At 71.4% G+C, this 23,380-nt stretch carries 19 protein-coding genes; 13 read left to right on the top strand and 6 right to left on the bottom strand.

All coding sequences use genetic code 11. The annotated features are described in order from the left end of the window. Positions 1-73: 73 nt before the first annotated feature. The 5 genes from AB0L25_RS14940 to AB0L25_RS14920 all read right to left on the bottom strand — a co-directional run bounded on the left by AB0L25_RS14940 (position 74) and on the right by AB0L25_RS14920 (position 4,636). Positions 74-820: a hypothetical protein gene (locus tag AB0L25_RS14940; RefSeq protein ID WP_500172179.1), complete on the bottom strand. Its 747-nt coding sequence runs from the start codon at positions 818-820 to the stop codon at positions 74-76. A 412-nt stretch (positions 821-1,232) separates the two neighbouring features. Then, positions 1,233-1,688 carry a CoA transferase gene (locus AB0L25_RS14935; protein WP_500172177.1) on the bottom strand — a complete coding sequence of 152 codons (456 nt, stop codon included), beginning with the start codon at positions 1,686-1,688 and terminating at the stop codon, positions 1,233-1,235. Continuing rightward, complete coding sequence (locus AB0L25_RS14930; RefSeq protein ID WP_500172175.1) at positions 1,636-2,175, bottom strand: substrate-binding domain-containing protein; 540 nt, start codon at positions 2,173-2,175, stop codon at positions 1,636-1,638. Before AB0L25_RS14930 ends, AB0L25_RS14935 begins: the two co-directional genes overlap by 53 nt. A gap of 191 nt (positions 2,176-2,366) precedes the next feature. Continuing rightward, positions 2,367-3,575, bottom strand: coding sequence for a sulfotransferase family protein (locus AB0L25_RS14925; protein ID WP_500172173.1), 1,209 nt, complete (start codon positions 3,573-3,575; stop codon positions 2,367-2,369). Next, positions 3,572-4,636 carry a hypothetical protein gene (locus AB0L25_RS14920; protein ID WP_500172171.1) on the bottom strand — a complete coding sequence of 355 codons (1,065 nt, stop codon included), beginning with the start codon at positions 4,634-4,636 and terminating at the stop codon, positions 3,572-3,574. The genes AB0L25_RS14925 and AB0L25_RS14920 overlap by 4 nt, the downstream gene beginning before the upstream one ends. 255 nt (positions 4,637-4,891) lie before the next feature. Between AB0L25_RS14920 and AB0L25_RS14915 the strand changes: the two genes are divergently transcribed. The 3 genes from AB0L25_RS14915 to AB0L25_RS14905 all read left to right on the top strand — a co-directional run bounded on the left by AB0L25_RS14915 (position 4,892) and on the right by AB0L25_RS14905 (position 10,468). Then, complete coding sequence (locus AB0L25_RS14915; RefSeq protein WP_500172169.1) at positions 4,892-5,473, top strand: TetR/AcrR family transcriptional regulator; 582 nt, start codon at positions 4,892-4,894, stop codon at positions 5,471-5,473. A gap of 209 nt (positions 5,474-5,682) precedes the next feature. Continuing rightward, a complete protein-coding gene (locus tag AB0L25_RS14910) occupies positions 5,683-5,883 on the top strand; it encodes a hypothetical protein (protein WP_500172167.1) in 201 nt (66 codons plus the stop codon). Between the two features lie 13 nt (positions 5,884-5,896). Continuing rightward, positions 5,897-10,468 (top strand): protein kinase domain-containing protein, encoded by a 4,572-nt coding sequence (locus AB0L25_RS14905; protein WP_500172165.1) that lies wholly within the window; start codon positions 5,897-5,899, stop codon positions 10,466-10,468. A gap of 490 nt (positions 10,469-10,958) precedes the next feature. Here the strand turns inward: AB0L25_RS14905 and AB0L25_RS14900 are convergent, their stop codons facing one another. Further along, positions 10,959-11,822: a helix-turn-helix transcriptional regulator gene (locus tag AB0L25_RS14900; RefSeq protein ID WP_500172163.1), complete on the bottom strand. Its 864-nt coding sequence runs from the start codon at positions 11,820-11,822 to the stop codon at positions 10,959-10,961. Positions 11,823-11,923: 101 nt separating this feature from the next. Between AB0L25_RS14900 and AB0L25_RS14895 the strand changes: the two genes are divergently transcribed. From AB0L25_RS14895 to AB0L25_RS14850, 10 genes are all read left to right on the top strand, one after another. Continuing rightward, positions 11,924-12,673: an SDR family oxidoreductase gene (locus AB0L25_RS14895; protein ID WP_500172257.1), complete on the top strand. Its 750-nt coding sequence runs from the start codon at positions 11,924-11,926 to the stop codon at positions 12,671-12,673. A gap of 885 nt (positions 12,674-13,558) precedes the next feature. Beyond that, complete coding sequence (locus AB0L25_RS14890) at positions 13,559-14,011, top strand: Fur family transcriptional regulator (RefSeq protein ID WP_500172161.1); 453 nt, start codon at positions 13,559-13,561, stop codon at positions 14,009-14,011. A 112-nt stretch (positions 14,012-14,123) separates the two neighbouring features. Beyond that, positions 14,124-14,309 (top strand): hypothetical protein, encoded by a 186-nt coding sequence (locus AB0L25_RS14885; protein ID WP_500172159.1) that lies wholly within the window; start codon positions 14,124-14,126, stop codon positions 14,307-14,309. 553 nt (positions 14,310-14,862) lie between these two features. After that, a complete protein-coding gene (locus AB0L25_RS14880; RefSeq protein ID WP_500172156.1) occupies positions 14,863-15,894 on the top strand; it encodes an ABC transporter substrate-binding protein in 1,032 nt (343 codons plus the stop codon). Between the two features lie 91 nt (positions 15,895-15,985). Continuing rightward, positions 15,986-17,689: an ABC transporter ATP-binding protein gene (locus AB0L25_RS14875; protein WP_500172255.1), complete on the top strand. Its 1,704-nt coding sequence runs from the start codon at positions 15,986-15,988 to the stop codon at positions 17,687-17,689. After that, positions 17,686-19,419, top strand: a complete 1,734-nt coding sequence (locus AB0L25_RS14870) for an ABC transporter ATP-binding protein (protein ID WP_500172154.1) — start codon at positions 17,686-17,688, stop codon at positions 19,417-19,419. The genes AB0L25_RS14875 and AB0L25_RS14870 overlap by 4 nt, the downstream gene beginning before the upstream one ends. Next, positions 19,409-20,464: a FecCD family ABC transporter permease gene (locus tag AB0L25_RS14865; protein WP_500172152.1), complete on the top strand. Its 1,056-nt coding sequence runs from the start codon at positions 19,409-19,411 to the stop codon at positions 20,462-20,464. Before AB0L25_RS14870 ends, AB0L25_RS14865 begins: the two co-directional genes overlap by 11 nt. Beyond that, positions 20,461-21,528 (top strand): FecCD family ABC transporter permease, encoded by a 1,068-nt coding sequence (locus AB0L25_RS14860; RefSeq protein ID WP_500172150.1) that lies wholly within the window; start codon positions 20,461-20,463, stop codon positions 21,526-21,528. The genes AB0L25_RS14865 and AB0L25_RS14860 overlap by 4 nt, the downstream gene beginning before the upstream one ends. Before the next feature lie 7 nt (positions 21,529-21,535). Continuing rightward, the gene (locus AB0L25_RS14855; RefSeq protein ID WP_500172148.1) at positions 21,536-22,369 is read left to right on the top strand and encodes an ABC transporter ATP-binding protein; all 834 of its coding nucleotides are present in this window, start codon (positions 21,536-21,538) and stop codon (positions 22,367-22,369) included. A gap of 46 nt (positions 22,370-22,415) precedes the next feature. Next, positions 22,416-23,357, top strand: coding sequence for an alpha/beta fold hydrolase (locus tag AB0L25_RS14850; protein WP_500172146.1), 942 nt, complete (start codon positions 22,416-22,418; stop codon positions 23,355-23,357). The last annotated feature ends 23 nt before the right edge of the window (positions 23,358-23,380 follow it).

Here is a 23,380-nt window from a genome sequence, read left to right as displayed (position 1 = left end):
TTCATTCACTCCGGCTTCGGTGGGGCTTCGCTCTCAGGGCATGAACGAAGGCGGTACGAGCGGCCGGAGTCGATCACGGCCCCGCGTCGGCGACCGTCTCGCTCAGATCGCACAGGACGTCGCCCAGCCGGCGTGCCGCGTCCAGTGAGAAGGTCATCTCGACTGGATGCTGGCGGGCGAAGTCGCTCAATTGGACTCGTGTCAGGCCGGGTTCGCTGCTCAGGTGCGGTACCTGCGAGGTGAGAAGGACTCCCGCGCGATCCGGAGCGGGCGCGACCGGTCCGCCAGCCGACGGGAACGTAGTGGCCGGGACCGGCTGGAACAGAGGGCTCACGTGGCGGAACGCCGACGACGAGTCGATATTTGAGCCGGGCGCGAAATGGTCTCCGTGGCACCACTCTGGGCAGGGATGCGCATGGACCCGCCGACCGTCGCCGGTGATGACGGAGTTCGCGCGTCGACGTCCCCTCGCCCGTTGCCATTCCGGCATGTTGTTCGCGCTGAGAGAGTCGGGCAGATCACGGAGGCACTCGCCCATCCGACGTGCCCCGTGCGCGGAGAATTCCAGGACCAACCCGTTGTGATCCGGCTTGATCACGGCGATGTGCGTGCTCCCCCGGCCGGTGGCCGATGCCCGCAACACCACCGTCACCCTGGCCGGCTCCGGCCCCGCGCAGGAATACGACACCTCGGCGTTCTCGGCATGCAGGGGACGGCTCTGATGGTGGAACGAGTGCAGATCGAGCCCTGAGTACGGAAGGCGCTGCTCTCCCACGCACCAAGCGGGACAAGAGCGCGATTCGCCGCCCGTGTCCATCATCGCAAGACTCCTCGATTCGCGGTCCGCCCGGAGCCGGAGGCTCGATGCAGCGGCGACACCTGGACCGTCCACCGGGCTTCCACCATCGCGCGCGCTCACCAGTATGCCGCCGGTGCCCGCGAAGGGAGAGCCCGGCGGGACGGAGCTGCACTGTGCGGCCGAGGGGGCGTGCCCCTGCGGCCCGGCCCCGCAGGCGGCACGGAACCAGATCTGAGACCGAAAGAAGGTGCGGCCGGCCGAAACATGGCTGGCTGATCACGCCGACGTCAAGGTGGCCCACCGGCTCTCCCGCCTCCCTTCTCTCGATGTGGGCCGGTCCCGGACGGGCGCGGCCGCCGCCTCCTTGGGGCCGCCGAGGTGGTGATCCTGCGTTGTCGAAGGTGTGCGCCTCGGGGACGGTGACGATTCGGCGTCAGCTTCCTGGAGGGCGGACGGCTTGTGGTGCGGCGAGTCGAGCGGGTTCGTGCCAGCGGCGCAGAGCTTCGCCGGCCCGGAGATGGGTCGATGGGGCCAGGTACGACGCCTCGGCGCCGGCTTCGCGCGGGGCGGCTGCGGCCAGGACGCCGTCCGGGGCGTTCCGGAGCGACGAACGCGCGGCCATGTGCCCGGGCGTAGCCCAGCCCCGGGTTGTGCGTTCGGAGCTCGTCGGGGCCGAGCCCCACCGCTCGGCCACACCCGGGCGGAACCTTTCGACCAGCACGTCCGCGGCGGCGACGAGATCGCGGACTCGTCGAACGTCCTCCGGCGACTTGAGGTCGGCGGAGACGACCGTCCTCCCCCGGCGCGTGGCGTCCCAGGCCCGCGCGTCCGGCTCCTCACCGGGTCGTTCGATCCGTACGACGTCCGCGCCGAGGGACGCGAGCAGCATGCCGGCGTGCGGGACGGGTCCGATGCCGCCGAGCTCGACCACGCGGACACCGTCCAGGAGCGGGGCGCTCAAAGGACGGGTCGAAGGCGAGGAGGGCGGAGTTCTCGATCGTGGACGCGTCGACCTCCTCGGCGGCGGCGAGCAGGCGCACCGTCTCGGGGTTCTTGCGGTAGTCGCCCTGGCGGTGTTCCTTGGTGACCTTGCTGAGCACCTGGGTGAACTTGACGGCGACCTCGGGCCGGTCGAGGAGCGTCCGGCCGGCCATGACGGCGGTGCCGGTCACGCCCGGGGCGTAGCCCGCGATCGGGACGAGGTCGGGGTTCTTGGCGGCCTCGACCTCGAGGGGTGCGGAGACCCAGGCGGGCGAGACCGCGCCGTTCGCGAGCGCGTTCAGCGCGTCGGGACCGACCAGCGGCGAGGAGAGCTTGACGTCGTTGATGCCCAGCCCCCCCTTCTTCAGCGCGTTGTCGAGGATCAGGCCGCTCACGCCGGTGCCGCCGGTGGGGGTGCTGACGTCGGCGCCCTTGAGCTTGGAGATGTCGGGGGCGGGCGCACTCGACTCCTACACCGAACTCCGCGCGACGGTGCATCCGAGCGGCTGACGGCGCCGCGCGACGGGGCGGCCTGGGTCATGGAGTTCCCGCTTCGGCGGCGGTACACGTCCGTCTGCGTAGGGGTTCAGGTATCGATCCAGGGGGCGAATCGGGCGCGGATCTCTGCTTCGTCCAGGGCGAAGTCGTCCGGCGTGTAGCGGTGGGCGCCCTTGGCGTCGCGGGGGTGCGCGGCGTGGTAGCGGTCGATCATGCCCGCCGGGTCGTCCGGGGTGAGGCCCGCGGCGTCGTAGACGCGGTGGAGGACGCCGGCGGTGTCGTGGACGAGGTCGTCGTAGGCGATGTCGAGGATCGTGACGGCACTCGCCCGGGCGCTGCGCCGGAATGCGTGGGCGCGGCGCAGCCACAGTTCGGTCTGGTCGGTCTGGAAGCGGCCCACGTCGGCGGGGTCGACGTGGTCGCTGTAGGTGGAGCGGTAGACGCAGAACAGGCTGGCGCCGGAGGCGATGGTCTGGACGATGTCGCGGTGCAGGAAGACCACGATGGCGCCGGGGAACGCGGCGGCGAGGGCGGGGAGTTCCGCGCTGTGGGCGGGGGCCTTGAGCAGCCAGCGGCGGCCGTCGCCGCCGTCGAGCGTGGTCAGGACGTGCCGGTGCCGGTGGTAGACGTCGGTGAAGTCCTGGGAGGCGAGCCATCGGCTGTAGCCGTCGAGGCGGACGGTGGCGCTGAATCCCCAGTTGCGGAAGCCGGAGTGCATCGCGACGACGCATTCCTCGGGGAGGCGGGGACCGTGGTCGTGGACGGCGGCCAGGGCGGGGTTCAGGACGTTCAGCAGGTCGCCGGCCGCGGCTCCGGCGTCGATGAGCTCCTCGCGCCGCTGCGGGGGCGCCCCCGCGAACTTCCAGGGGACGGCCAGTTCGGACGGCAGGGGCGCGCGCAGCCGGGGGTCGGTCGCCAGCAGCCGGTACAGGAAGGTCGTGCCGGTGCGCCACCCGCCGATGATGACGATGGGCGGCCGGTCGAGCGGGCGGTCTGGATCCGGACGGCGGTTCATCGCGAGGCGGGCGCGGAGCCCGGCGACGGCGGAGTCGCGGACCATCCTGGTCCCGACCGCGTTGAGGCGGCCGTCCTCGCGCGCGGACGCCAGGTAGCGGTGCAGGCCCTCGCGCCAGCGCGCCGGGTCGCCGAGCTCGGCGGGATCGGCGCCGCGGAGCGCGCGGGCGGTGATCGCGTCGGGGTCGAGCGCGTAGGCATCGGGACGGGCGGCGCGATCGGCCTCCGCGGCGGCGTGGATCGCCTCGGCCGCCGGGGTCCGCCGCGGCGGGTGCCACGTCATCGCAGGCCTCCGGAAACGTCGATCGTGCGGGTGGCGGGCAGCGGCGGCGGGGTCTCGGCGTGCAGCCAGCGCAGCACGATGAGTCCCTCGGGGCGCCCCTCGGTGTCGAGCCAGTCCGCGTCCGGCAGGCCCGGGTCCTCGGCGGCGAGGACGAACCGGTAGCGGCCGTCGCGGACCGCGGCGGTGGCGCCGGTGCGCGACACCGTCCGGTGCCGGTGGTCCAGGGAGTTGAGGTACCTGCTGTAGAGCAGGGCGTTCCAGTGCCGGCAGGGGACGGTCTCGCCCTCGACGACGAGCGCCTCACCGGGTGCGAGGCGCCAGGCACCGCGCATGTAGTGGACGCCGGGCTCGGTGTAGGTGGCACCACCGGACATCTCCGCCCAGGCGTGCACGGTGTTGGGTTCGACCTGGCCCTCGACGGCGGCGAACACCGCGGGCATCGCCTCGACCGTCCTGGCGAGCCGCCGGAGCCGGTGCTGGAACCGTCCGGTCTCGATCGCGGGCGGGCAGGCGGTGGGCGCACCGACCGGTTCGATGGTGCACCGGCCGTGCCGGTCGGCCGCGACGTCGTCGTGGAAGTGCCGCACCCACAGCTGCCCGTTCCCCTCGGGCAGCGGCAGCCACGCGCCCTCCTCCGGCCGCGGCCCGCCGACGAGCACGGAGAACCCGCCGGAGGCGTCGCGGGGGATCCGCTCGCCGTCGATCCGGGACGCCGCCGCGGTGCCGGGCCCGTCGGCGTAGGCGGTGATCGACATGTAGACGGCGTCGCCGGGATGGCCGGTGATCCGGTACCGCCGGTCGCCCCGCACGTCGGCCACCCAGTAGCGGGTGTCGGGGTTGTCCATGAAGAACTTCTGCCGCCAGCCGTTGAACGGGACGAGCTCGGGGCGGTCGCGGTCGATCTCGAACCGGGCGAGCTGGTTGTGGAGCCCGCGCAGCAGCGCCCGGTAGCCGTCCGCGCGCTCGTCCGGGTCGAGACCGGCGGTGGCGTCGCCGAGCCGCTCCCCGGCCGTCCGCAGCGCTTCGACGAGGTCGCTCCAGGCCCGGGCCTCGGCGGTCACGGCGTCCGCCCGGCGCGTGGTGCCGCCCGGACGGCGGCGATGTGCAGGGGGATGCGGTGCGTCATGGTCGCTCCCAGATGCCCGATCAGAGACGGACACGCTCGTCGTGGGTGTAGCGGGGGCGGGGGTCGTCGGCTGAACACCTTCGCGCCCATCACCCTCCCTCGTTCCCGGCCGAAATGGACGACCCTCGGACGAGGGGCTAACTTACAGATTGTAAGTTACGTGGGCAAGAGGCGAGGAGCACCCGGCACCATGACCGCACGCCGACGGCTGAGCGGCCCGCAACGGCGCGCCCAGATCCTGGACGCCACCCGCCGGATCGTGGTCGAGGAGGGCTACCACGCGGTCCGCATCGAACGGGTCGCCGAAGAATGCGGCGTGACCCGAACCGTCATCTACCAGCAGTTCGACAGCCTGCCCGGCCTCCTGGTCACCCTCATCGACCGCGAGATCGAACACGCCTTCGCGAGCTTCCGCGACGCCGCCGCCCGTCCCGTCCCGCCCGGCGAGGACCCCTTCACCGCCGCCCTGGCCGGGATCCTGGACGCCGTCGACGCCGCCCCCACGACCTGGCGGATCTTCATGCTCCCCGCCGAGGGCGGACCGCCCGAACTGCACGAGCGGCTCGCCCGCGCCCGCGCCGTCGCCCGCTCCCACCTCCACAAGATCACCGGTCACGACGCCGATCCCGAACTGAGCGTCCGCGTCCTGCACGCCGTGGCCGACGAGCTCGTCCGCCTCCGCCTCACCGACCCCGACGGCCACCCCGTCGACCGCCTCCTGGCCCAGGCCCGGCGCATCGCCCGCGCCACCCTCGGCACCGCACCCGCCTGACACCGGCTTGGGCTTCCCCAGCAAGCCCGGTACGGCTCAAGAGTCGCGAACCGGCATGTCGTTGTGCCGCCAGTCGGCGGCGCAGCGCGGCCAACCCTCCGGGGCCATGGCGGCGGCCGCTCCGGCCGTAGTCCGCAACGACCAAAGTCGTGACCGCTCTAGACCTTGGCGCGTATCACCCGACGGCCCGGGGGCGACACACTCATCCCATGTGGGGCTTCCTCGGAGTAATCGTCATGATCCAGGGCTTCGGCTCGGCCATCGCCTCGATATTCAGTGACGACGCGAAATTCGGATTCCTGCTTAAGTGGGCGCACGACTACCAACCGTTCGTCGGCATCGCGACCGGCCTCCTCGGCATCGGAGTACTCGTCCTGGGCGAGCGAAGCAAAAGTTCGAACGGCGACTAACGGCCGACGCCGGATGCCGGACACGGGGACGGCGCCAGGGCGGGCTCCGCGTGTCCACTGTACAGTTCCGTCTGTTAGGCGTACGGCGGAGGGGCTGGGGGTAGGGGTGGCTGAGGCGCGCGGGGACGGACCGGCGGGCGCCTGGCGGCCCGGTCGTGTGGTCGACGGTCGGTACGAGGTCGTCCGCGAGCTGGGTCGGGGCGGGATGGGCGTGGTCTATCAGGTGCGCCATCGCGGTTGGGGGAGCGACCTCGCGGTGAAGGTCCCCCGGCGGGAGATGTTCCGCGACGAGGCCGACCGGGAGAGGTTCACGACCGAGGCCGAGACGTGGGTCGGCCTCGGTCTCCACCCGAACGTGTGCGGATGCCACTATGTGCGCACCATCGACGCGGTCCCGACGGTCTTCGCCGAGCACGTCTCCGGTGGGAGCCTTGACGGCGGCATCGCGGACGGGAGCCTCTACTCGGGGAGCCCCGGGGACGTGCTCGCAAGGATCCTCGACCTCGCGGTGCAGATGGCCTGGGGGTTGGAGCACGCCCATTCGATGGGCCTGGTGCATCGCGACGTGAAGCCCGCCAACGTCCTGCTGGACGACGGGTGGACGGCGAAGGTCACCGACTTCGGCTTGGCGGTGGCGCGTGACACCCACGGCCGCGAGACGCTCGAGCGGCCGGGTGTCAGCGTGGCGGTGCCCAACGGCGGCATGATGACTCCTCAGTTCGCTTCTCCGGAGCAGCTGGCGGGCCGCCCTCTGGGCCGGGCGACCGATGTTCACAGCCTGGCGGCCACAATCGTGGCCATGTTCACCAAAGGTCCGGTCTGGCTGGTGGGGATCGCCGCCGGTGAGGCGCTGGAGGATCATCGCGCCACCGCGACGGCCGATGCCCCCGAGATCCCCGACGACGTCGCCGACCTTCTGCGTGCCTGCCTCCGCACCGATCCTGGGGCGCGGCCCCGCTCCATGGCGGCCATCGCCGACTCGCTCCAGGAGAGCTATCGCCGGGCCACCGGCCGGGCCTATCCCAGGCGTGTCCCCACGGCCGCCGAGCTGCACGCCGACGAGCTGAACAACCGTGCGCTCTCTTTTCTCGACCTCGGCCGTCCGGGTGAGGCCGACCGGGCGCTCACGGCGGCGCTGCGAGCGGACCCGCACCATCCCGGCGCGAACTTCAACAGCGGGCTGTTGCGCTGGCGGCGCGGAGAGATCACCGATGAGCGGTTCCTCTTCCTGCTGGACCGCCTGGACCAGGAGCTCGGCGACCCCGGGCAGGGCGTACTTTCGCGCGCGCTGGTGGAGATGGAACGCGGCGATCTGAGGGCGGCACGTGCCCTGTTGGAGGACGTCGATCCCGAACGGGAAGGCCACCAGGAGGCCCGGCATCTGCTGCGGACGCTGCGGGACGGCGGGATCGTCCACGCGGGCTGCGTGGACACGCGGCGGGTGCCTTGGCGCACCCGCGGCCGGGCGCCCGCGGGCTACGAGATCCGCATGAGCGCCGACTGGCGGTTGGCGCTCACGCCCGGCGAGGATCACGGTGTCCGGTTCTGGGACGCGGCGGACGGCCGGGAGCTGCGCACCCTGTACGGGCACGGCGACCGGGTGATCTCCGTCGACATGAGCGCCGACGGCAGGCGTGCGGTCTCGGCGTCGTGGGACGGCACCGTCCGGCTATGGGACCTCACCTCGGGAGCCTGCCTGGCGGTCGGCGAGGTCACGCCATGGACGCAGGGTCTCGGGGAGCGGAAGCGGCGGGAGCGCGAGGAAGCGGAAAGCCGCCAGGGGCTCATCCGCCACCGCACCTATATCCCCTCGAATTCGCCGGAGCTCAACAGCGCCTGCTCCCCTGCCCGGCTCAGCGCCGACGGAGCCGTGGTCGCCTGGGTCGAGGCGGACGGCCGCATCCAGGTCTGGGACTTCGACCGTGCCGCGCCGAGGACGACCATCGACGGGCACGACGGGGCCTCACACCTCGAGCTGAGCACCACCGGCGACCGGGCTCTGACGTGTTTCGGCGGGATGGACGACGGCCTCGTGCGGCTGTGGGACCTGGAAGGCGGCCGCATCGTCTGGGAGGCCGACGGTAGGGACTGCCTGTTCGCGCGGTTCGGGCCGGGTGACCGCACCGTGATCACGGCCGACGCGGAACGCACGCTCCGCGTCTGGGAGCCGGCGTCCGGCCGGATGCTGGGCGCTTTGACCATGCCGGAGGGGCGGCACGTCGCGTCGGCCGCCTTGAGCGAAGACGCGCGAGTCGTCCTGATCGGGAGCTGGGACGGGACCGTCTCGTACTGGGATCTGGCGAACGGCCGCTGCCTGCGCACCTTCACGGGGCACCAGGGGAAGGTGAGCGCTGTTCAGCTGGGGCCCGGCGGTGCCTCGGCGAGGTCGGCGTCCCTTGACGGCACGATACGAACGTGGCGGCTGCCCGGCCGGTTCGAGGCCGCGTTGCGGGTGAGCCGCCCGCGCGGCCACGGCGAGGTCTCCGGGGTCGAATCCCGGTTGGAATCCCTGTTGACGCAGGCGAAGGCGGCGATGGGCTCCGGCGCCCATGCCGAGTCCTTGGCGGCGCTGAGGGAGGCCAGGGCGCTACCGGGCTGCGAACGGCTGCCGCGCGTCCTCGAAACGTGGAAGGACCTGAGCGGTCGCACCGCCCGCGTCGGCCTGCGCAGTACCTGGATCAGCTGGGGGTTGCCTCCCGGCAGCGGCATGGCCCTCGACATCAGCCGGGACGGCCGCCTGCTGGCGTCCGCCGCCAAGGACAGCCGGATCAACCTCTGGGAACTGTCCACGGGCGCCCAGGTCAGGTCCATCGAGACCGGCCAACGCGGGGTCGGCGCCCTGCGCTTCAGCCGTGACGGCGCCCACCTCACTTCCATCGGGGCCGACGATGAGATCAGGGTCTGGGAGACCGAGACGGGCCGGTGCGTGAACGCGGTCCGCCTCCCCAGGGCGCATCGGAGGGTCCTCAGCCGCGACGGACGCCTGGCGTTGGTGGCCCACGGGGTCGAAGGGAGCGTCCGGCTCTGGGACGCCTTCACCGGAGAATGCCTGCATGTCATGCCCGGACCGCATCCCGTCACCGCCCTCTGGATCGATGCCGGAGGCCGCCGGTTCTTGACGGCCGGCAACGACCGCCACCGGGACCCGCGTTCGGAAGACCCCGCGCTGATCAGGCTCTGGGACTCGACCGACGGCCGCTGCCTGCTCACCCTGCGGCCCGAGTCCAAGGAAGTGAAGTCGGCGTGCATGACCCCCGACGGCTCGTTCATCCTTGCCGGGGGAAGCCCCGAGAAGCCCGCCCGGCGCGACGGCGGATGGCTTAGCCGCATCCGCATGTGGGACGCATCGACGGGAAACCTCGTGCGCACCTTCGACCCCGTGCCGGAAGAGGCGTCCAGGCTCCAGGTCACCCCTGACGGGCGCTTCGCGGTCGCGGCCGGTTGGAGACCCGACGTCCACATCTGGGAGATCGCCACGGGGCGCTCGATCCGCGTGCTGGACGGCCACAAGGGCGGGGGCGCGCTCGAAGTCGGCCCCGACGGCACGTGCGTGGTGACCTCCGACGGTGAGCACGAGGTCAGGGTCTGGGAACTCGACTGGGAACTGGAGGCCCCCGCCCCGGAGTACACGCGAACGCCGCGGACGGACGCGCCGACTCCCAGGCCCCGCCAAGCACCCGCGGCGCAACCGCAGACGCCCCAGGTGCCACGGAACGGGATCCCGCGCGGGAACTGGCTGCAGGACGAAGAGTTCCGCGAACTGGTGCGGCAGGTGGCGGGGTTGGCCATACCGGCCGAGCCGGACGTGGCCACGGTCGTGGCGAACGCCGCCGCCCCTGAGCGTCCGGCCCGGCTGGAGGTGGAGATCACCGACGGCATCGATCTCAACGACGAGGTGGGGTTCCTGCGGGCGGCCTGGCGGGTGATGGAAGAGGAACTCGGCCCGCCGACAACGTGGCAGGGACCGGGACCGCGGATGCTGTGGCGACGTCCCGGAACAAGCCTGGCCGTGGGCTTGAGCTCCTCCCTCAAGGTGACCTTGGAGGCATTGGGCACCGAATGCCGCACCGCGGCGCGGGAACTCCCATCGACATGGCTCGCGGCCGATCCCGCCGACCTGCGGCCCCCAGAGCCGGAGGCGATCGCGACCGATTGGGGCGAGGCACGGGCGAACCTGCGGGCCGCGCTCCGTGCGTTGTGCAGCGATACGCCGCTGTTCCCCGGCCGTTTCATCCTCTGCATGCAGGCGGACAGCGACCCGCTGCGCTTCGTCCAGGCATGGAACGACGGCCTGGACCTGGTGGTCGAGTCCACCGGCTTCCTCCACCGTCCCGAACTGGTCGACAGGGACCGGGCGGCTCGGCTCGGCCCGCAGGGCACGCCGCCACAGCGGCGTTTCGGGGACGCCGCGAACGAGGCCGAGCAGGTGTCCCGCGCAGCGGACATGCTGATGGAAGCCCTGCAGGTGATGCGGGTCGACCTGACCGACCTGACCTTCAGCGGCACCATGGTCGGCCGCGGCCGCCGATTTCACCTGGACCTACCCCGCCTAGGGCCACGCCGCGGCGCCCCCGACGCCGCATGACCCCCCTCTTACGGCCGCACCAGTGCGGGTCGCCATGGGTTCGGGGCGTTGGAGGATCGACACGGCGTCCTTGACGCGGCCGAGGTCGATGAGGTGCCCCGGCCATGCCGGGCGAGCAGACGCGCGAAGAACTCCAGCGCCGACCGCTCCCCCGCCTCCGCATGCGGACGGGCCGGCACGATCGCCTCACCGCCCCTGCCCCACTCCTCCAACATCCCCGCCATGACCTCGACGGCCTTCCACCACCCCGTGGCGACATACGGGCGAGCACCTCCAACTCTGGCCTTGTAATCGAGATCAGCAGCGTCCACGGAGGCGGACCTTAGCCCACACCTCGGAAGCCCACACCTCGGACGAAACCCGGCTCTTCGCAATTGAGGGGGTGCGCAGACGACAGCCACCTGCGTCTGGTCCGAGAGCGGCATCACGCACCAAGGCCGGCGGCGCTGGACGGTGACGATCGGCCGGTCGCGTCCATCGCTCGATCGGTTCATCGGACTGGTTCGGTTCGCATTGCCTGTGTGCCCACGACGGTCAGGAGCGAGAGCTTCTCGACGGTGTCAGTTCCGGCGCGTGGGGTGAACCAGTGCAACCGCTGGCGGCCGTCCTCGCTGAAGAGGCTGAGGCAGTTGAGGTCGAGCATGCCGACGGTGGGGTGGACGATCCGCTTGCGCTCGTCTCTGCGCACCTCCACGTCCTGGTCGGCCCAAAGCTCCTGGAACTCCGGCGACTGTTGCAGCAGCTCGTCCACCAGCTCGGCCGCCTCGGCGTCACCTGGGCTGCGTCGCCCGACCGCCGCGCGCAGGTCGGCGACGAACGAGCGTGACTGCGGGGCGAGGTCCTCTGGCGGGTAGATCTGCCGCGAGGCCGGGTCGGTGAACCATCGGTAGATGAAGCTCGCCGCGCGGCCGTGGTGCGCGGACAGGTCGCCGAGCATCGCGATGGCGAGCGGGTTCTGGACCAGAACGGTGTGCAGGTCGGTGCTCACCATCGCCGGGGTCCCGTCGATGCGTGTCAGCAGGTCGAGCAGGGCGGGGTGGACGTGCGACGCCGTCCCGCCCTGGGGCGGGATCGGGCGGTTCGCCAACCGGTACAGATGGTCGCGTTCGTCGCGGCTGAGGCGCAGGGCGCGGGCCAGCGCGGCGAGCATCTGGTCGGAGGGCTGCGAGCCGGCACCGCGCTCGAGCTCGGTGTAGTACTCCACCGAGGCACCGGCCAGAACGGCGACCTCGTCGCGACGCAGACCGGGGACGCGGCGCCGCGGGCCGGGCGCGAGCCCGACCTCCTCGGGGCGGATCCGCTCGCGTCGCGAACGCAGGAAGCCGCCGAGTTCGGAGTACCTCGTGTTCGACATAGGCACAGCCTCCCTGGGCGGCGCCGTCGGCGCCAGGGGACGGCGTCCCCACCTTTGGAAGCAACTGTGGCGGGCCCGTGCCCGGTCACAGAGTGGACGCCATGAACACCTCACTCACCGACTCCGGCGCATCGCCGGTCGCCGGCAAGACGGTCCTGATCACCGGTGGCACGAGCGGGATCGGCGCCGCGACCGCTCGGCTCCTCCTCAAGCGCGGCCACCGGGTCGCCGTCACCGGACGCGACCCTGGTCGGCTCAAGACCTTCCTCGACGAAGTCGGCCACGCGGACCGCGTCCTGGGACTGGTAGCGGATGCCGCCGACTGGGACTCCACGAACACGGCGGTCACCGGCACGGTGGAGCGATTCGGGTCGCTCGACGCGGCCATCGCGAACGCAGGCGGCGCGTCGGCGGACCACTTCCGGACGGGCGGTACCGGCGTCGTCGACGGCGGCGATCCGGAGCTGTGGGCGCCGATGGTACTCGCCAACGTGCTCGGCCCGGCTCTGCTGGCCAAGGCGACCCTGCCCCACCTCGAGCAGTCCCGCGGCCGGCTGGTGCTCATCGGCAGCGTGGCCGGAATCAAGAACAGCCCGGGCAACCTCTACTCCGCCACGAAGTGGGCCGTGGTCGGCTTCGCCGAGAACCTCCGCCTGCACGCCACGACCCGCGGCATCGGAGTCACGGTCGTGAACCCGGGCATGATCGACACCGCGTTCTGGCACGGCCAGGCTCCCCCCATCGCGATGAGCCCCGATCCGGTGGCCGAGGCGATCGGCTTCGCGCTCGACCAGCCTGCAGGCGTCGACCTCAACACGGTGACGATCCGTCCGATCGGCCAGCCCGCCTGACTCCAGGCGTTCAGCGTGCTCACTGCTGCACCATCCTCGTATCAGTGATCATCAACGGACCGCTGATGCACCGAGGTGCTGCCGGGCCATCGCCGTGCTCGCTTGACGCGTCGGACGTCCAGCATGAGTTCTGCGAGGCCCGGCAGTGGGGGCACGTCGGCTCTACACGCCTCACCTAGAAGACCTCGACTTGCCTGCCTCTTTTCGCCTGCCCTGACCTGACCACGTTCTGCCGCGCTGACGAACTGAGCTTCCCCGTGGGACGGACTGCCGCGGGCGGCCACGCCTACCGCCCGGCCGGTCTGCGGATCCTCGCAGCCGGGTCGGTGAACCTGCCCGTGGTCATGCCCATCGACGCGGCGAGCTCGGCGCCGTAGCCATCGGGGTCCTCCCACATGGCGGTGCGGACTGGGCTGGGCAAAACCGTGTTCAGCCGCACGCCCTGCGGCCCAAACTATTCGGCCAGGGCCTTGCCGAACGCCGTCAGCACCGCCTTCGCCGTCGTGTACGCGATGGCCGGGCGTGCGGGAGCCGGGCCCCATTGGACGAGACGTTGACGATGACGCCGCGCCGCCGTGCGTGAGCGCGGCGTGCTCGCGGCACACCTGGCCGTCCTCACCGCCACACCCACCATCGGCATATCTGCCGCCGAACGAGCAGTCGCCGCGGCGGACAGGACGTTCGGAAGCGCACCTGAGAAGAACCTGGGCGGGTCCGCGTCTGCGGGTACGGGCAGCCGATCGCCGGGTGTGGATCGATCATCTGTGTTCTCACCGGCATATGCGCGGCAGCGCGAAGGCACATCCCGCAGTTGATACCGTGCCAAGTGACTGATCCAGGGCAGGTCAGCCACCCAATCGACGCTGATCGGACAGGGCGCGCATCATGAAGACAGGTCCATCCCGCGGTCCCGCGCAGCGGACGTCCCCGGCGGGCGGAGGGACACGCGTCCGCGAGACCCGGCAGGGGGCGGTCATCGGTCAGGTCCTGGCCGAGCTCCCGGAGTTCCGCAGCGCACAGGACATCCACGGCGAGCTGCGACGCCGCGGTGAGCGCATCGGGCTCGCCACGGTCTACCGCCACCTTCAGGCCCTGCGGCAGGACGGCACGGTGGACGCCATTCAGGACCAGAACGGCGAGACCCTCTACCGGCGGTGCGAGAGCAGCGGCCATCACCACCACGTGACCTGCCGCTCCTGCGGCAGCAGCATCGAGGTCGAGGGCGGCGCGGTCGAACGCTGGGCCGAACGCGTCGCCAAAGACGCCGGCTTCACCGACATCGACCACACCGTGGAGATCTTCGGCACCTGCCCCGCCTGCGCTCGCCGGGGGGATTGACCCCCGACACCGCGCGCCGTCCCTCCGCTCGTCAGCCAGCGGCGTCGAGGTCGGGGGAATCGGCGAACCGGTAGTCCAGCACGTCATCGGCACGCCGGCATCCGGTGTCCCGATGCTGACGACGACCGTGACCGCGTCCCGGGCTGACAGCCGGTGGTCGGCCGGCCAGCGCCAGCAACGCCGGCAGCACCTGCGATTCCTGCTCCTCGCGATGCTTGCGCCCTCCGCCATTGCGACGCGCTCGCCCGTCCGACAGGACTTTCCCGCCGTCCTCGAGCTCGCGATCATGTCGCGCTAGCTCGTCCCCCTGTCTCCCCCGAGACTGGCCGAGAGGGCACCGCCGATGAGCGGGCCGACTTTCGAGGCCATGGGGGCCATCCCTGCGTAGGGCCTGAGCGTGGACTGGCTGCGTTGCGGGTGTCGTCGGTGATGAGGCTGGCTGGTCGCTCCCTTGGCTAGGGCACCGCCGAGGTCCTGGGTGAACCAGGGCGGCGATCAGCCGGGGCGCATCGAGGGCGCAGCAGCAGCGAGATCGGCATGCCGATGGGGACGTCATGTCGGCTGAGGAGGTCGGCGCCCCGGGAGGGCGCGGGCGTATAGCCGTTGAGGAAATCACTGCTGGGCCGAGGGCGGCGCGGTGAACTCGGCGTTGATCACATCGGCGCGGCCGCCGTGCCTCGCGCTCCCTCCTTCAAGGTCGACTCTGTTGCCAGGGCGGATTGATAACGGTTATCATCCTTATTAGGCACGTTCGTAGCACCGTTCCGATATGTGGCCCAAGGCGTCCACACCTGGGCGGTGGCCTGTCGGGGTCGGCGCATTCGCGAAGTCACATTCCTGGGAGGACGCACGTGGTGCTCAGACGGAAGTCCCGGTTCGTGCCGTTGATCGGTCTGGGCGTTGCCGTCGTCCTCGCGCTCGCCGGGTGCTCCGGCGGGAACGGTGACGCGGGCGCGGCGGGTGCGTCCTCGAACGAGACGCGGACCGTGACGGACGTCACCGGTGAGAAGGTCGAGCTGCCCGTCGCTCCGCAGCGGATCGTCGCGCTGGACGAACCGGCGACGCTCAACCTGCTGTCCCTCGGGATCAAGCCCGACGTCGCCTTCCAGGCCTGGAAGACCGTCGTCCCGGCGAAGCTGATCGAGAGCCTCGGCATCGAAGTCCACCAGACCGCCGATTACTACCCGAAGCTCGAGGAGGTCGCGGCGCTGCATCCGGACCTGATCGTCATCTCCTCGGACTCGACCGTGAACGATGAGGTCCCTGACTACGCCTCGATCACTTCCACCCTGCGCGCTCCCTACAGCGCGCAGCCCGCCGATCTCGCGCGGGCTTGGGGCGAGTACTTCGGCAAGCCGGAGCGGGCCAAGGCCGTTCAAGAAGGGTTGACGAAGTTCGCGGCGGAGATCGCCTCCGGGCAGTCCGATCCGGCACTGTCGTTGTCGGCGCTGCAGTCGTACGGCGGGTCCGGCGACGCGTCGCTGTACCACATGGACGCGGGGAACTCGCTCCACAGCGTGATCGACGGCGCCGGCTTCGATCGGCCCGAGCCGCAGAACTCGCGGAGCGCCGAGGGCGCCGAGCACGGCGGTTGGGCCCCGTTCTCGCCCGAGAGGGTGTCGGACCACGACGCCGACATCATCGCGATCATGGCTTCGCCGCAGTACGCGCCCAAGGGCATCACAGGGCTGCCGCTGTTCCCGTCGATGAAGGGCCGTGCCGTGGAGGTCGACGGTGACTTCTGGAGCGGGGGCTCGCTGTTCTACGCCTACTGGGTGCTGTGCGACCTGCGGGAATTCGTCGGCGGAAAGATCACGCCCGGAGGGGCGAACGATGTCGCGGAGCGCTGGAGAGCCTTCACGGCGATGATCGAGGAAGCCTGATCCGATGACCGGGTCGAAGACCGGCGCCCGAGCGTCTTTCTGGCGGCTCGCCACGCCGGTCCGTGGGCGACTTGTCCTTTCTGGCGTGCTGATGGCGGTCGGCGCGGCTTCGGGGCTCCTGCCCGTCGCCGCGGCGATGGCGCTGATCCAAACCCTCGTTCCGGCGGCGGGAGGGGATCCGGACGCCACCGGACAGGCATGGCTGTTGGTCGCGGCCTTGGTCGCGTCGCTGGTGCTGTCCCAGCTGTTGGGCATGGCCGGCTATGTGGTGAGCCACTTCGCGGACGCGACGCTGGTCGAGGAGATCCGGCAGCGCCAGATAACGCACTTGACGCGGCTGCCGCTGGTCTGGTTCTCCCGCAACGCGTCCGGCACGATCAACAAGGCCGTACAGGACGACCTCCACAAGATCCACTACCTGATCGCGCACTCCATCCCCGACTTCGTCAACGGCCTCGTCCGCCCGCTGTCCAGCCTGGTGTTCCTGCTCGTCGTGGACTGGCGGCTCGCTCTCGTCGCGCTCATCCCGCTCGGGCTGGCGGCGACCAGCCTTCCGCTGTACCTGAACGACGTGACGGCACAGTTCACCCGCTACAACACGGGCCTCGCGGCACTCGGTGCCGCCATCGTCGAGTTCGTGCGGGGAATCGCGCCGATCAAGGTGTTCGAGGCGGACGGCAAGGGGCATCGGCGGTTCGTCGAGCGCGCCGAATGGCACCACCGCTTCTACCGGGAGTGGTCGGAAGCGACGATGTACGGGGCGGCGCTCCTGCACGTGTTCACCTCCCCGGTGTTCGCCGTCCTGGTCACCGGTGGCGGAGCGGCACTGCTCATCGCCTTCGCGGGGCTGTCGCCGGTCGCGCTCGTGCCCGCGGTGCTGCTGGCCGGCAACATCGCCGGTCCGCTGTCGCTGCTGATCCAGATGCGCCAGTTCATGCGCGAGGCGAACGGCGCCGCCCGCAGTATCGCGGCGTTCCTCTCTCTGCCCGCCGCTGCCGCGCCCGACGCGAGCGCGTCGCCCGAGGGACACCGCGTCGCGATCGAGGAGGTCGGCTTCGCCTACGAGGAAGGCGGCCCGCTCGCGCTGGACGGCGTGACGGCCCACCTGGAACCGGGAACCGTGACGGCACTGGTCGGCCCGTCCGGATCCGGCAAGTCCACCTTCGCCTCGCTCGTGCCGAGGCTCATCGACCCCGATCGCGGAGCCGTCACGCTCGGGGGCGCCGACACCCGACGGCTCCCGGCCGAAAAGCTGTACGCGGCCGTCGGCTTCGTCTTCCAGCAGCCCTACCTGCTGCGGATGTCCATCCGCGACAACATCGCGATGGCCAGACCGGGAGCGAGCGACGCCGAGGTCGCCGCCGCCGCGACCACCGCGCAGATCCACGAACGCATCCTGCAGCTCCCGGACGGCTACGACACGATCGTCGGCGAGGGCGTCCAACTCTCCGGCGGTGAGCGACAGCGGCTCTCGATCGCCCGCGCGGTGCTGATGGACACACCGCTTCTCGTGCTCGACGAGGCCACCGCGTTCGCGGACCCGGACTCGGAGGCCGCGATCCAGCACGCGCTCGCCGAGCTGACCCGCGGCCGCACCCTGCTGGTGATCGCGCACCGGCTGCACACGGTGGCGCACGCCGACCGCATCCTCGTGCTCGACCGCGGACGCGTCGCCGAGTCCGGTGCGCACGACGAACTCGTCGCCGCGGGCGGCCTCTACGCGCGGATGTGGGCGGCCTATCAGGACGCCCGGACGCTCACGCCGCGATCGCCCAGGCAGAGGAGCGAGGCGTGATCAGGTTTCTGATGCGGATCGGCGACGCCTCCGCGCGCCGGATGCTCGCGGCGTATCTGGTGGTCGTGACCTTCGCGACGCTCCTGACGTCCGCCGCATTCGTGATGCTGATTCCCCTGACGACCGCGCTGTTGTCCGACGATCCGGTGTCGGCGTTGCCCGTCCTGGGCCTGCTCGCGGCGTTCGTTCTGCTCGCCGGGTGTTTCGACTTCGCCGCCACGATCATCGGCCAGCGGGCGGGCGCGCGGCTCATCCTGCGCATGCACGGGCTGATCGCCGAGCGCTTGGCGCGTTTGCCGCTGGGCTGGTTCGACGCCGAACACACCGGGGCGATCAGCAACGTCACGACCCGCGGCGTGACCTTCGCCGCCAACGCGCCCGAGTCGATGATCCGGCCGATGCTGTACGGGCTCGTGCCGCCGACCGTCGTCAGCCTGGCGATCTTCGTCGTCGATCCGCGTCTCGGGCTGTGCTTCCTCGCCGCCGTCATCGTGGTGGCCGTCGTCTACCGCTGGGCGCAGGCCCGCGACGCGCGTTTCGACGAAGCGGCCGACGAGCGCGACGAGCAAGGGGCCGCCCGCGTGATCGAGTTCGCCGCCGCGCAGCCCGCGATCCGTGCGGCCGGGCCGGATTCGCTCGGCGAACGCAGCGTCCGGACGGCGCTCGTCGAGCAGCGTGCCGCGAAGCGGGCCGCGCTGATCGCACGCGGTTGGGGCGCGCAGGCCTACACGGCTGCCGGGTTCGCGGGACTGCTGCTCATCTTCGCCGTCGCGGTGTTCCTGGTCTCCTCGGGCCGGTTGAACCCGGCCGAGTTCGCCGCGGTGCTCGTCCTCGCGGTCGCGATGAGCACACTGGCCGCGAACGCCCTCCCCTTCGGCGTCGGCGTCGGTATCGCCGACCGGGCGCTCGATTCACTCCAGTCGATCCTGGACGCGCCGCTCCTTCCCGAGCCTGAGCGTCCCGGCTCCCCCGCCGACTCCTCGATCGAGTTGGAGGACGTGTCGTTCTCCTACGTGTCCGGGCGGCCGGTGATCGCCGGCGCGAGCTTCCGTGTGGAACCGGGCACGATGACCGCGATCGTCGGCCCCTCCGGTTCGGGCAAGACCACCCTGGCCCGGCTGATCGCGCGCTTCTGGGACGTCGACTCCGGGGCGGTCCGCATCGGCGGTGTCGACGTGCGCGACCTCGGCACGCGCACCGTCATGGCGCAGGTGTCGATGGTGTTCCAGGACGTCTACCTCTTCGAGGACACTCTGATGGAGAACATCCGCCTCGGACGACCAGGTTCCAACGACCGGGACGTACGTGAAGCCGCGGAGCGTGCGGGGGTCACCGAGATCGCCGAGCGCCTCGCCGACGGCTTCCGGACGCGGGTGGGCGAGAGCGGTGGCACGCTCTCCGGCGGCGAGCGGCAACGAGTGTCGATCGCCCGCGCCATGCTGAAGAAGGCCCCGATCGTGCTGCTCGACGAGGCGACGTCCGCGCTCGACATCGACAGCGAGATGCTCGTCCAGCGTGGACTCGCCGAACTGTCGGGCGACAAGACGCTCGTCGTGATCGCCCATCGGCTGCAGACGATCCGCCAGGCCGACCAGGTCGTCGTGCTCGACGGCCGCGGCGGTGTCGAGGCGGTCGGCGACCACGAGACGTTGCTGCGGACGAGCCCGACGTACGCCGGGTTCTGGGCCGAGCGGACCGAGAGCACGGGCTGGACGTTCGATGCCCGTTGACGTGCCGACGCGCGCCGCAGTGCGCACACCGCGACGTCACCCGCCCGCGCGGCTCGGCGGGTGGGCGGGCAGGTCCGCCGTGCTCGTCGCCGGTCTCCTGCTCCTGGTCCTGGTGGGGGCGGTGAGCCTGCTGGTGGGCGCGGGCGGGCTCAGCGCGCACGCCGTGATCGGGACGCTCCGGGACGGGGCCGACGGATCACGGTCGGCGATCATCGTGTGGGACATGCGGGTCACGCGCACCCTCGTCGCCGCGATCGTGGGGACGGCGCTCGGCATCGCGGGCGCGCTCATGCAGGCGATGACCCGCAATCCGCTCGCCGATCCCGGCCTGCTCGGCGTGACCGCCGGCGCCGGGCTCGCGGTCGTCATCACCTCGGGCGTCTTCGGCGTCACCGCGTTCTTGTCGAACGTGTGGCCGGCGCTCCTCGGCGCCCTCGTGGTGTCGCTGGCCGTCTACGCCATCGGTTTCGCCGCGGGCAGGGACTCGCCCACGACCCTGGTGCTCGCCGGGGTCGCCATCACCTCCGCGCTGACCGGGGTCACGACCGGTCTCGCGCTGATCGACGCCACCCGGTTCAACACGCTCCGCACCTGGATGGCCGGAAGCGTCCAAGGCCGCGACATGAGCGCGATCGCCCAGACCTCGGTCCTCATCGCGATCGGTGTCGTCGTCGCCTTCCTCATCGCCCGGCCGCTGTCGCAGCTCGCGCTCGGCGACGACCTCGCACGCGCCCTCGGTGTCCGCATCGGCGCCACCCGGATCGCGGGCGGTGCGGCGATCCTGCTGCTCGCCGGAGTCGGCACCGCGGCCGCCGGACCGATCGCCTTCATCGGGCTCATGGTCCCCCATCTCGCCCGCGCACTCGTCGGCCCCGACCTCAGGTGGGCCTTCGCCTACAGCGGCGTCGCCGGCGCGATCGTGCTCGTCGCGGCGGACATCGCGGGCCGGCTCGTCATCTGGCCCGCCGAAGCACCGGCCGGACTGCTCACCGCGATCATCGGTGCGCCGTTCCTGGCGGTCATCGCGCGCGGAGCGATGCGATGACCGCCGCACCGCCGGGTCGCGTCGACTTCGGTCCCCGCAGAAAGCCGATCAGACTCGGCGAGCGCGCCTCCGCGGTGGTCAACACCCGGGCCGTGCTGCTGATCCTCGTCAGCGTGATCGGCTGCGTCCTCGTGACCGCCGCCGCGATGATGCTGGGCGATTATCCGGTGCCGCTGGACCAGGTCGTCCAGATCCTGTCCGGCGCCGATCTCGGCTTCGCGAACACCGTCGTCCTGCAATGGCGCCTGCCGCGCGCGGTGGCGGCGATCGTGTTCGGCGCGGCGCTGGGCATCAGCGGCGCGATCTTCCAGTCCGTCACCCGCAACGTCCTCGGCAGTCCCGACGTCATCGGGTTCAACGCCGGTGCCTTCACGGGAGCCATCGTCTCCATCGGCTTCCTCGGGGGCGCCCAGGCCACCACGACACTGCTCGCGCTCGCGGGCGGCGGCGCGGCCGCGTTCCTCGTGTACGCACTCGCGTTCCGGGGAGGCGTATCCGGCACCCGCTTCATCGTCGTCGGCATCGCGGTGTCGATGGCGCTCACGGCGTTCAACACCCTCCTCGTGCTGCGGATGGAACAGCGGGTGGCGACCATCGCGATGACCTGGGGCCAGGGCGACCTCGAGAACATCCGGTGGCAGCAGGTCGGGCCGATGTGCGTGATCCTGGCCGCCGTCATCGCGTGCGCGGCGGCACTCGGCGGCCGGATGCACCAGCTCGAACTCGGCGACGACGCCGCCCGCGCGACGGGCGTGCGCATCGAACCGGTGCGGCTCGCGCTCATCGCCGTCGGCGTCGCGCTCACCGCCGTCGTCACGAGCGTGTGCGGACCGATCGCCTTCATCGCCCTCGCCGCCCCGCACCTCGCCCGGTTGGCCGCCGGTTCCTCCGGCACCGGCCCGACCGGCGCGGCCGCGGTCGGCGCGCTCCTGCTGAGCACCTGCGACCTGGCCGCCCAGCACCTGCTCACGGTCGACATCCCGGTCGGGGTCGTGACGGTCGTCGTCGGCGGCGCGTACCTCGTCTGGCTCATCACCTGGAAGCTGAGGCGCACCCGTGTCTGACACCCCCATGCCGGCCATCGCCGTGTCCGATACCGCCATGTCCGCCCCCATCGAGCTCAAGGAAGTCACGGTCGGCTACGGCCGCGAACCCGTCAGCACCGCTCTGGACCTGGCCATCCCGGCAGGCAAGCTCACGATGGTCATCGGACCGAACGGCTGCGGCAAGTCCACCGCCCTGCGCACGATGGCGCGACTGCTCGCACCGCAGGCCGGCACCGTGCTCCTTGACGGACGCGACATCCGGGAACTGTCGACGCGCCAGATCGCGCGCCGGCTCGGGCTGCTCCCGCAGCAGTCCATCGCACCGGACGGGATCCGGGTCGCGGAGCTGGTCGCCCGCGGCCGGCATCCTCACCAGGGCGCGTTCCGCCAGTGGTCCGGAGCCGACGAGACCGCGGTCGCCGAGGCCATGGAACGCACGGGGGTCGCCGCCTACTCGGCCATGCCCGTCGACCGGCTCTCCGGCGGGCAGCGCCAGCGTGTGTGGATCGCCATGGTGCTCGCCCAGGAAACCCCTGTCCTCCTGATGGACGAGCCCACCACCTTCCTCGACCTCACCCATCAGCTCGAGGTCCTTGATCTGTGCCGGCGGCTGACGCACGACGGTGACCGTACGATCGCCGCGGTCATGCACGACCTCGGCCACGCCTGCCGCTACGCCGACCACCTCATCGCCATGCGCGACGGCGCCGTGGTGGCGGCGGGCGCTCCGGCCGACATCGTCACCCCCGACCTCATCCGAGACGTGTTCGACGTCGAGGCGATGATCATCCCCGACCCCGTCTCGCACACGCCGCTGGTCATCCCGATGAACCGGGAACGGTCCTCCCAACGCGGTTGAGCGGCCCGCCCCGGCGCGATCATTCGTTCTCGACAAGGATGATGAGATGTCACCTGGCTCCGCGGCCACGCCGCTGCAGCAGGCAGACCGGTTCACCGACGACACCGAAACGCACGTTCACCGTGAGCGTCCCTACGCCGAGGAGATCAACGGTCGAGCGCGACCAGTGATGGTGCACGAATTCTCACCACGCTCCCCGGTTCCGGGCGCCACGACGCTCGCGCTCGTCCCCGGCGGCAGCTTCGCCTCCGCCACCTGCTTCTACGCCCTGGCCCCGCGCCTGCTCGCGGCTCGGCCCGGCGCCCGATTCCTCTTCGTCGACACGCCCGGCACCGGCGGCAGCGGCCGCGACGTGGCCGATCTCGACCAGGCCGCGCACGCCGGCCTCATGTTCTCGGCGCTCGCCGCCGCGGCCGACGACGCCCCCTTCGCGCTCGGCGGGCACTCGCAGGGAGGCGGCTATGCGCAGGTGATGGCACGCCGGCAGATGTCCCGGCCCGGCGACGAGCCGCGGATTCGCGCACTGCTGCTGCTCGACCCGCTGCCGCTCGGCGGTTCGTCCGTCCTGCACGCCATGTGGAAGCTGGCCCGTTCGGGGCCGACGGCGGCCGGCGCCACGAGGCGCTTCTTCAGGAACCCGCACGCGACGGCCGACGACGTCGCCCTTCTCAAGCGCGTCCGCAGCGACTTCAAGGTGTCGCCGCGCGCCTCGTTGGCGTGCCTGCGGGGGCAGGGCTTCCCCGACGCGACGCACCCCTTCACCGGCCCGGTCCTCGTGCTCGGCGCCGCCGACAGCATCCCCGTCGACCAGCGACGCCTCGTGGCCATGGCCGCGTCGCCGGCCTACCCGCGAGCGGAATACCAGCGCATCGACGGCGGCCCGACCGGTCTCGCGGGGCACTGCGACTTCCTCGACAAGCCGTCCACCGCCGCGGCCTGCGCGCGGTTCCTCCTCGATGTCGACGAGGAGTGCGCCTCGGCCGCTTGACGCCGGAGCCCGGCGGACGCGGC

Source organism: Spirillospora sp. NPDC052242 (assembly GCF_040679555.1).
Lineage (GTDB): Bacteria > Actinomycetota > Actinomycetes > Streptosporangiales > Streptosporangiaceae > Spirillospora.
This window is presented reverse-complemented; position numbering and strand designations above follow the sequence as displayed.

Bases quoted from the DNA above. Each gene is read 5' to 3' on its own strand.
- AB0L25_RS14895 (WP_500172257.1), top strand. From the start codon at position 11,924: ATGAACACCTCACTCACCGACTCCGGCGCATCGCCGGTCGCCGGCAAG.
- AB0L25_RS14850 (WP_500172146.1), top strand. From the start codon at position 22,416: ATGTCACCTGGCTCCGCGGCCACGCCGCTGCAGCAGGCAGACCGGTTC.
- AB0L25_RS14855 (WP_500172148.1), top strand. From the start codon at position 21,536: ATGCCGGCCATCGCCGTGTCCGATACCGCCATGTCCGCCCCCATCGAG.
- AB0L25_RS14875 (WP_500172255.1), top strand. From the start codon at position 15,986: ATGGCGGTCGGCGCGGCTTCGGGGCTCCTGCCCGTCGCCGCGGCGATG.
- AB0L25_RS14900 (WP_500172163.1), bottom strand. From the start codon at position 11,822: ATGTCGAACACGAGGTACTCCGAACTCGGCGGCTTCCTGCGTTCGCGA.
- AB0L25_RS14935 (WP_500172177.1), bottom strand. From the start codon at position 1,688: ATGCTGCTCGCGTCCCTCGGCGCGGACGTCGTACGGATCGAACGACCC.
- AB0L25_RS14915 (WP_500172169.1), top strand. From the start codon at position 4,892: ATGACCGCACGCCGACGGCTGAGCGGCCCGCAACGGCGCGCCCAGATC.
- AB0L25_RS14925 (WP_500172173.1), bottom strand. From the start codon at position 3,575: ATGACGTGGCACCCGCCGCGGCGGACCCCGGCGGCCGAGGCGATCCAC.
- AB0L25_RS14940 (WP_500172179.1), bottom strand. From the start codon at position 820: ATGATGGACACGGGCGGCGAATCGCGCTCTTGTCCCGCTTGGTGCGTG.
- AB0L25_RS14910 (WP_500172167.1), top strand. From the start codon at position 5,683: ATGTGGGGCTTCCTCGGAGTAATCGTCATGATCCAGGGCTTCGGCTCG.
- AB0L25_RS14865 (WP_500172152.1), top strand. From the start codon at position 19,409: ATGCCCGTTGACGTGCCGACGCGCGCCGCAGTGCGCACACCGCGACGT.
- AB0L25_RS14890 (WP_500172161.1), top strand. From the start codon at position 13,559: ATGAAGACAGGTCCATCCCGCGGTCCCGCGCAGCGGACGTCCCCGGCG.
- AB0L25_RS14885 (WP_500172159.1), top strand. From the start codon at position 14,124: ATGCTGACGACGACCGTGACCGCGTCCCGGGCTGACAGCCGGTGGTCG.
- AB0L25_RS14905 (WP_500172165.1), top strand. From the start codon at position 5,897: ATGCCGGACACGGGGACGGCGCCAGGGCGGGCTCCGCGTGTCCACTGT.
- AB0L25_RS14860 (WP_500172150.1), top strand. From the start codon at position 20,461: ATGACCGCCGCACCGCCGGGTCGCGTCGACTTCGGTCCCCGCAGAAAG.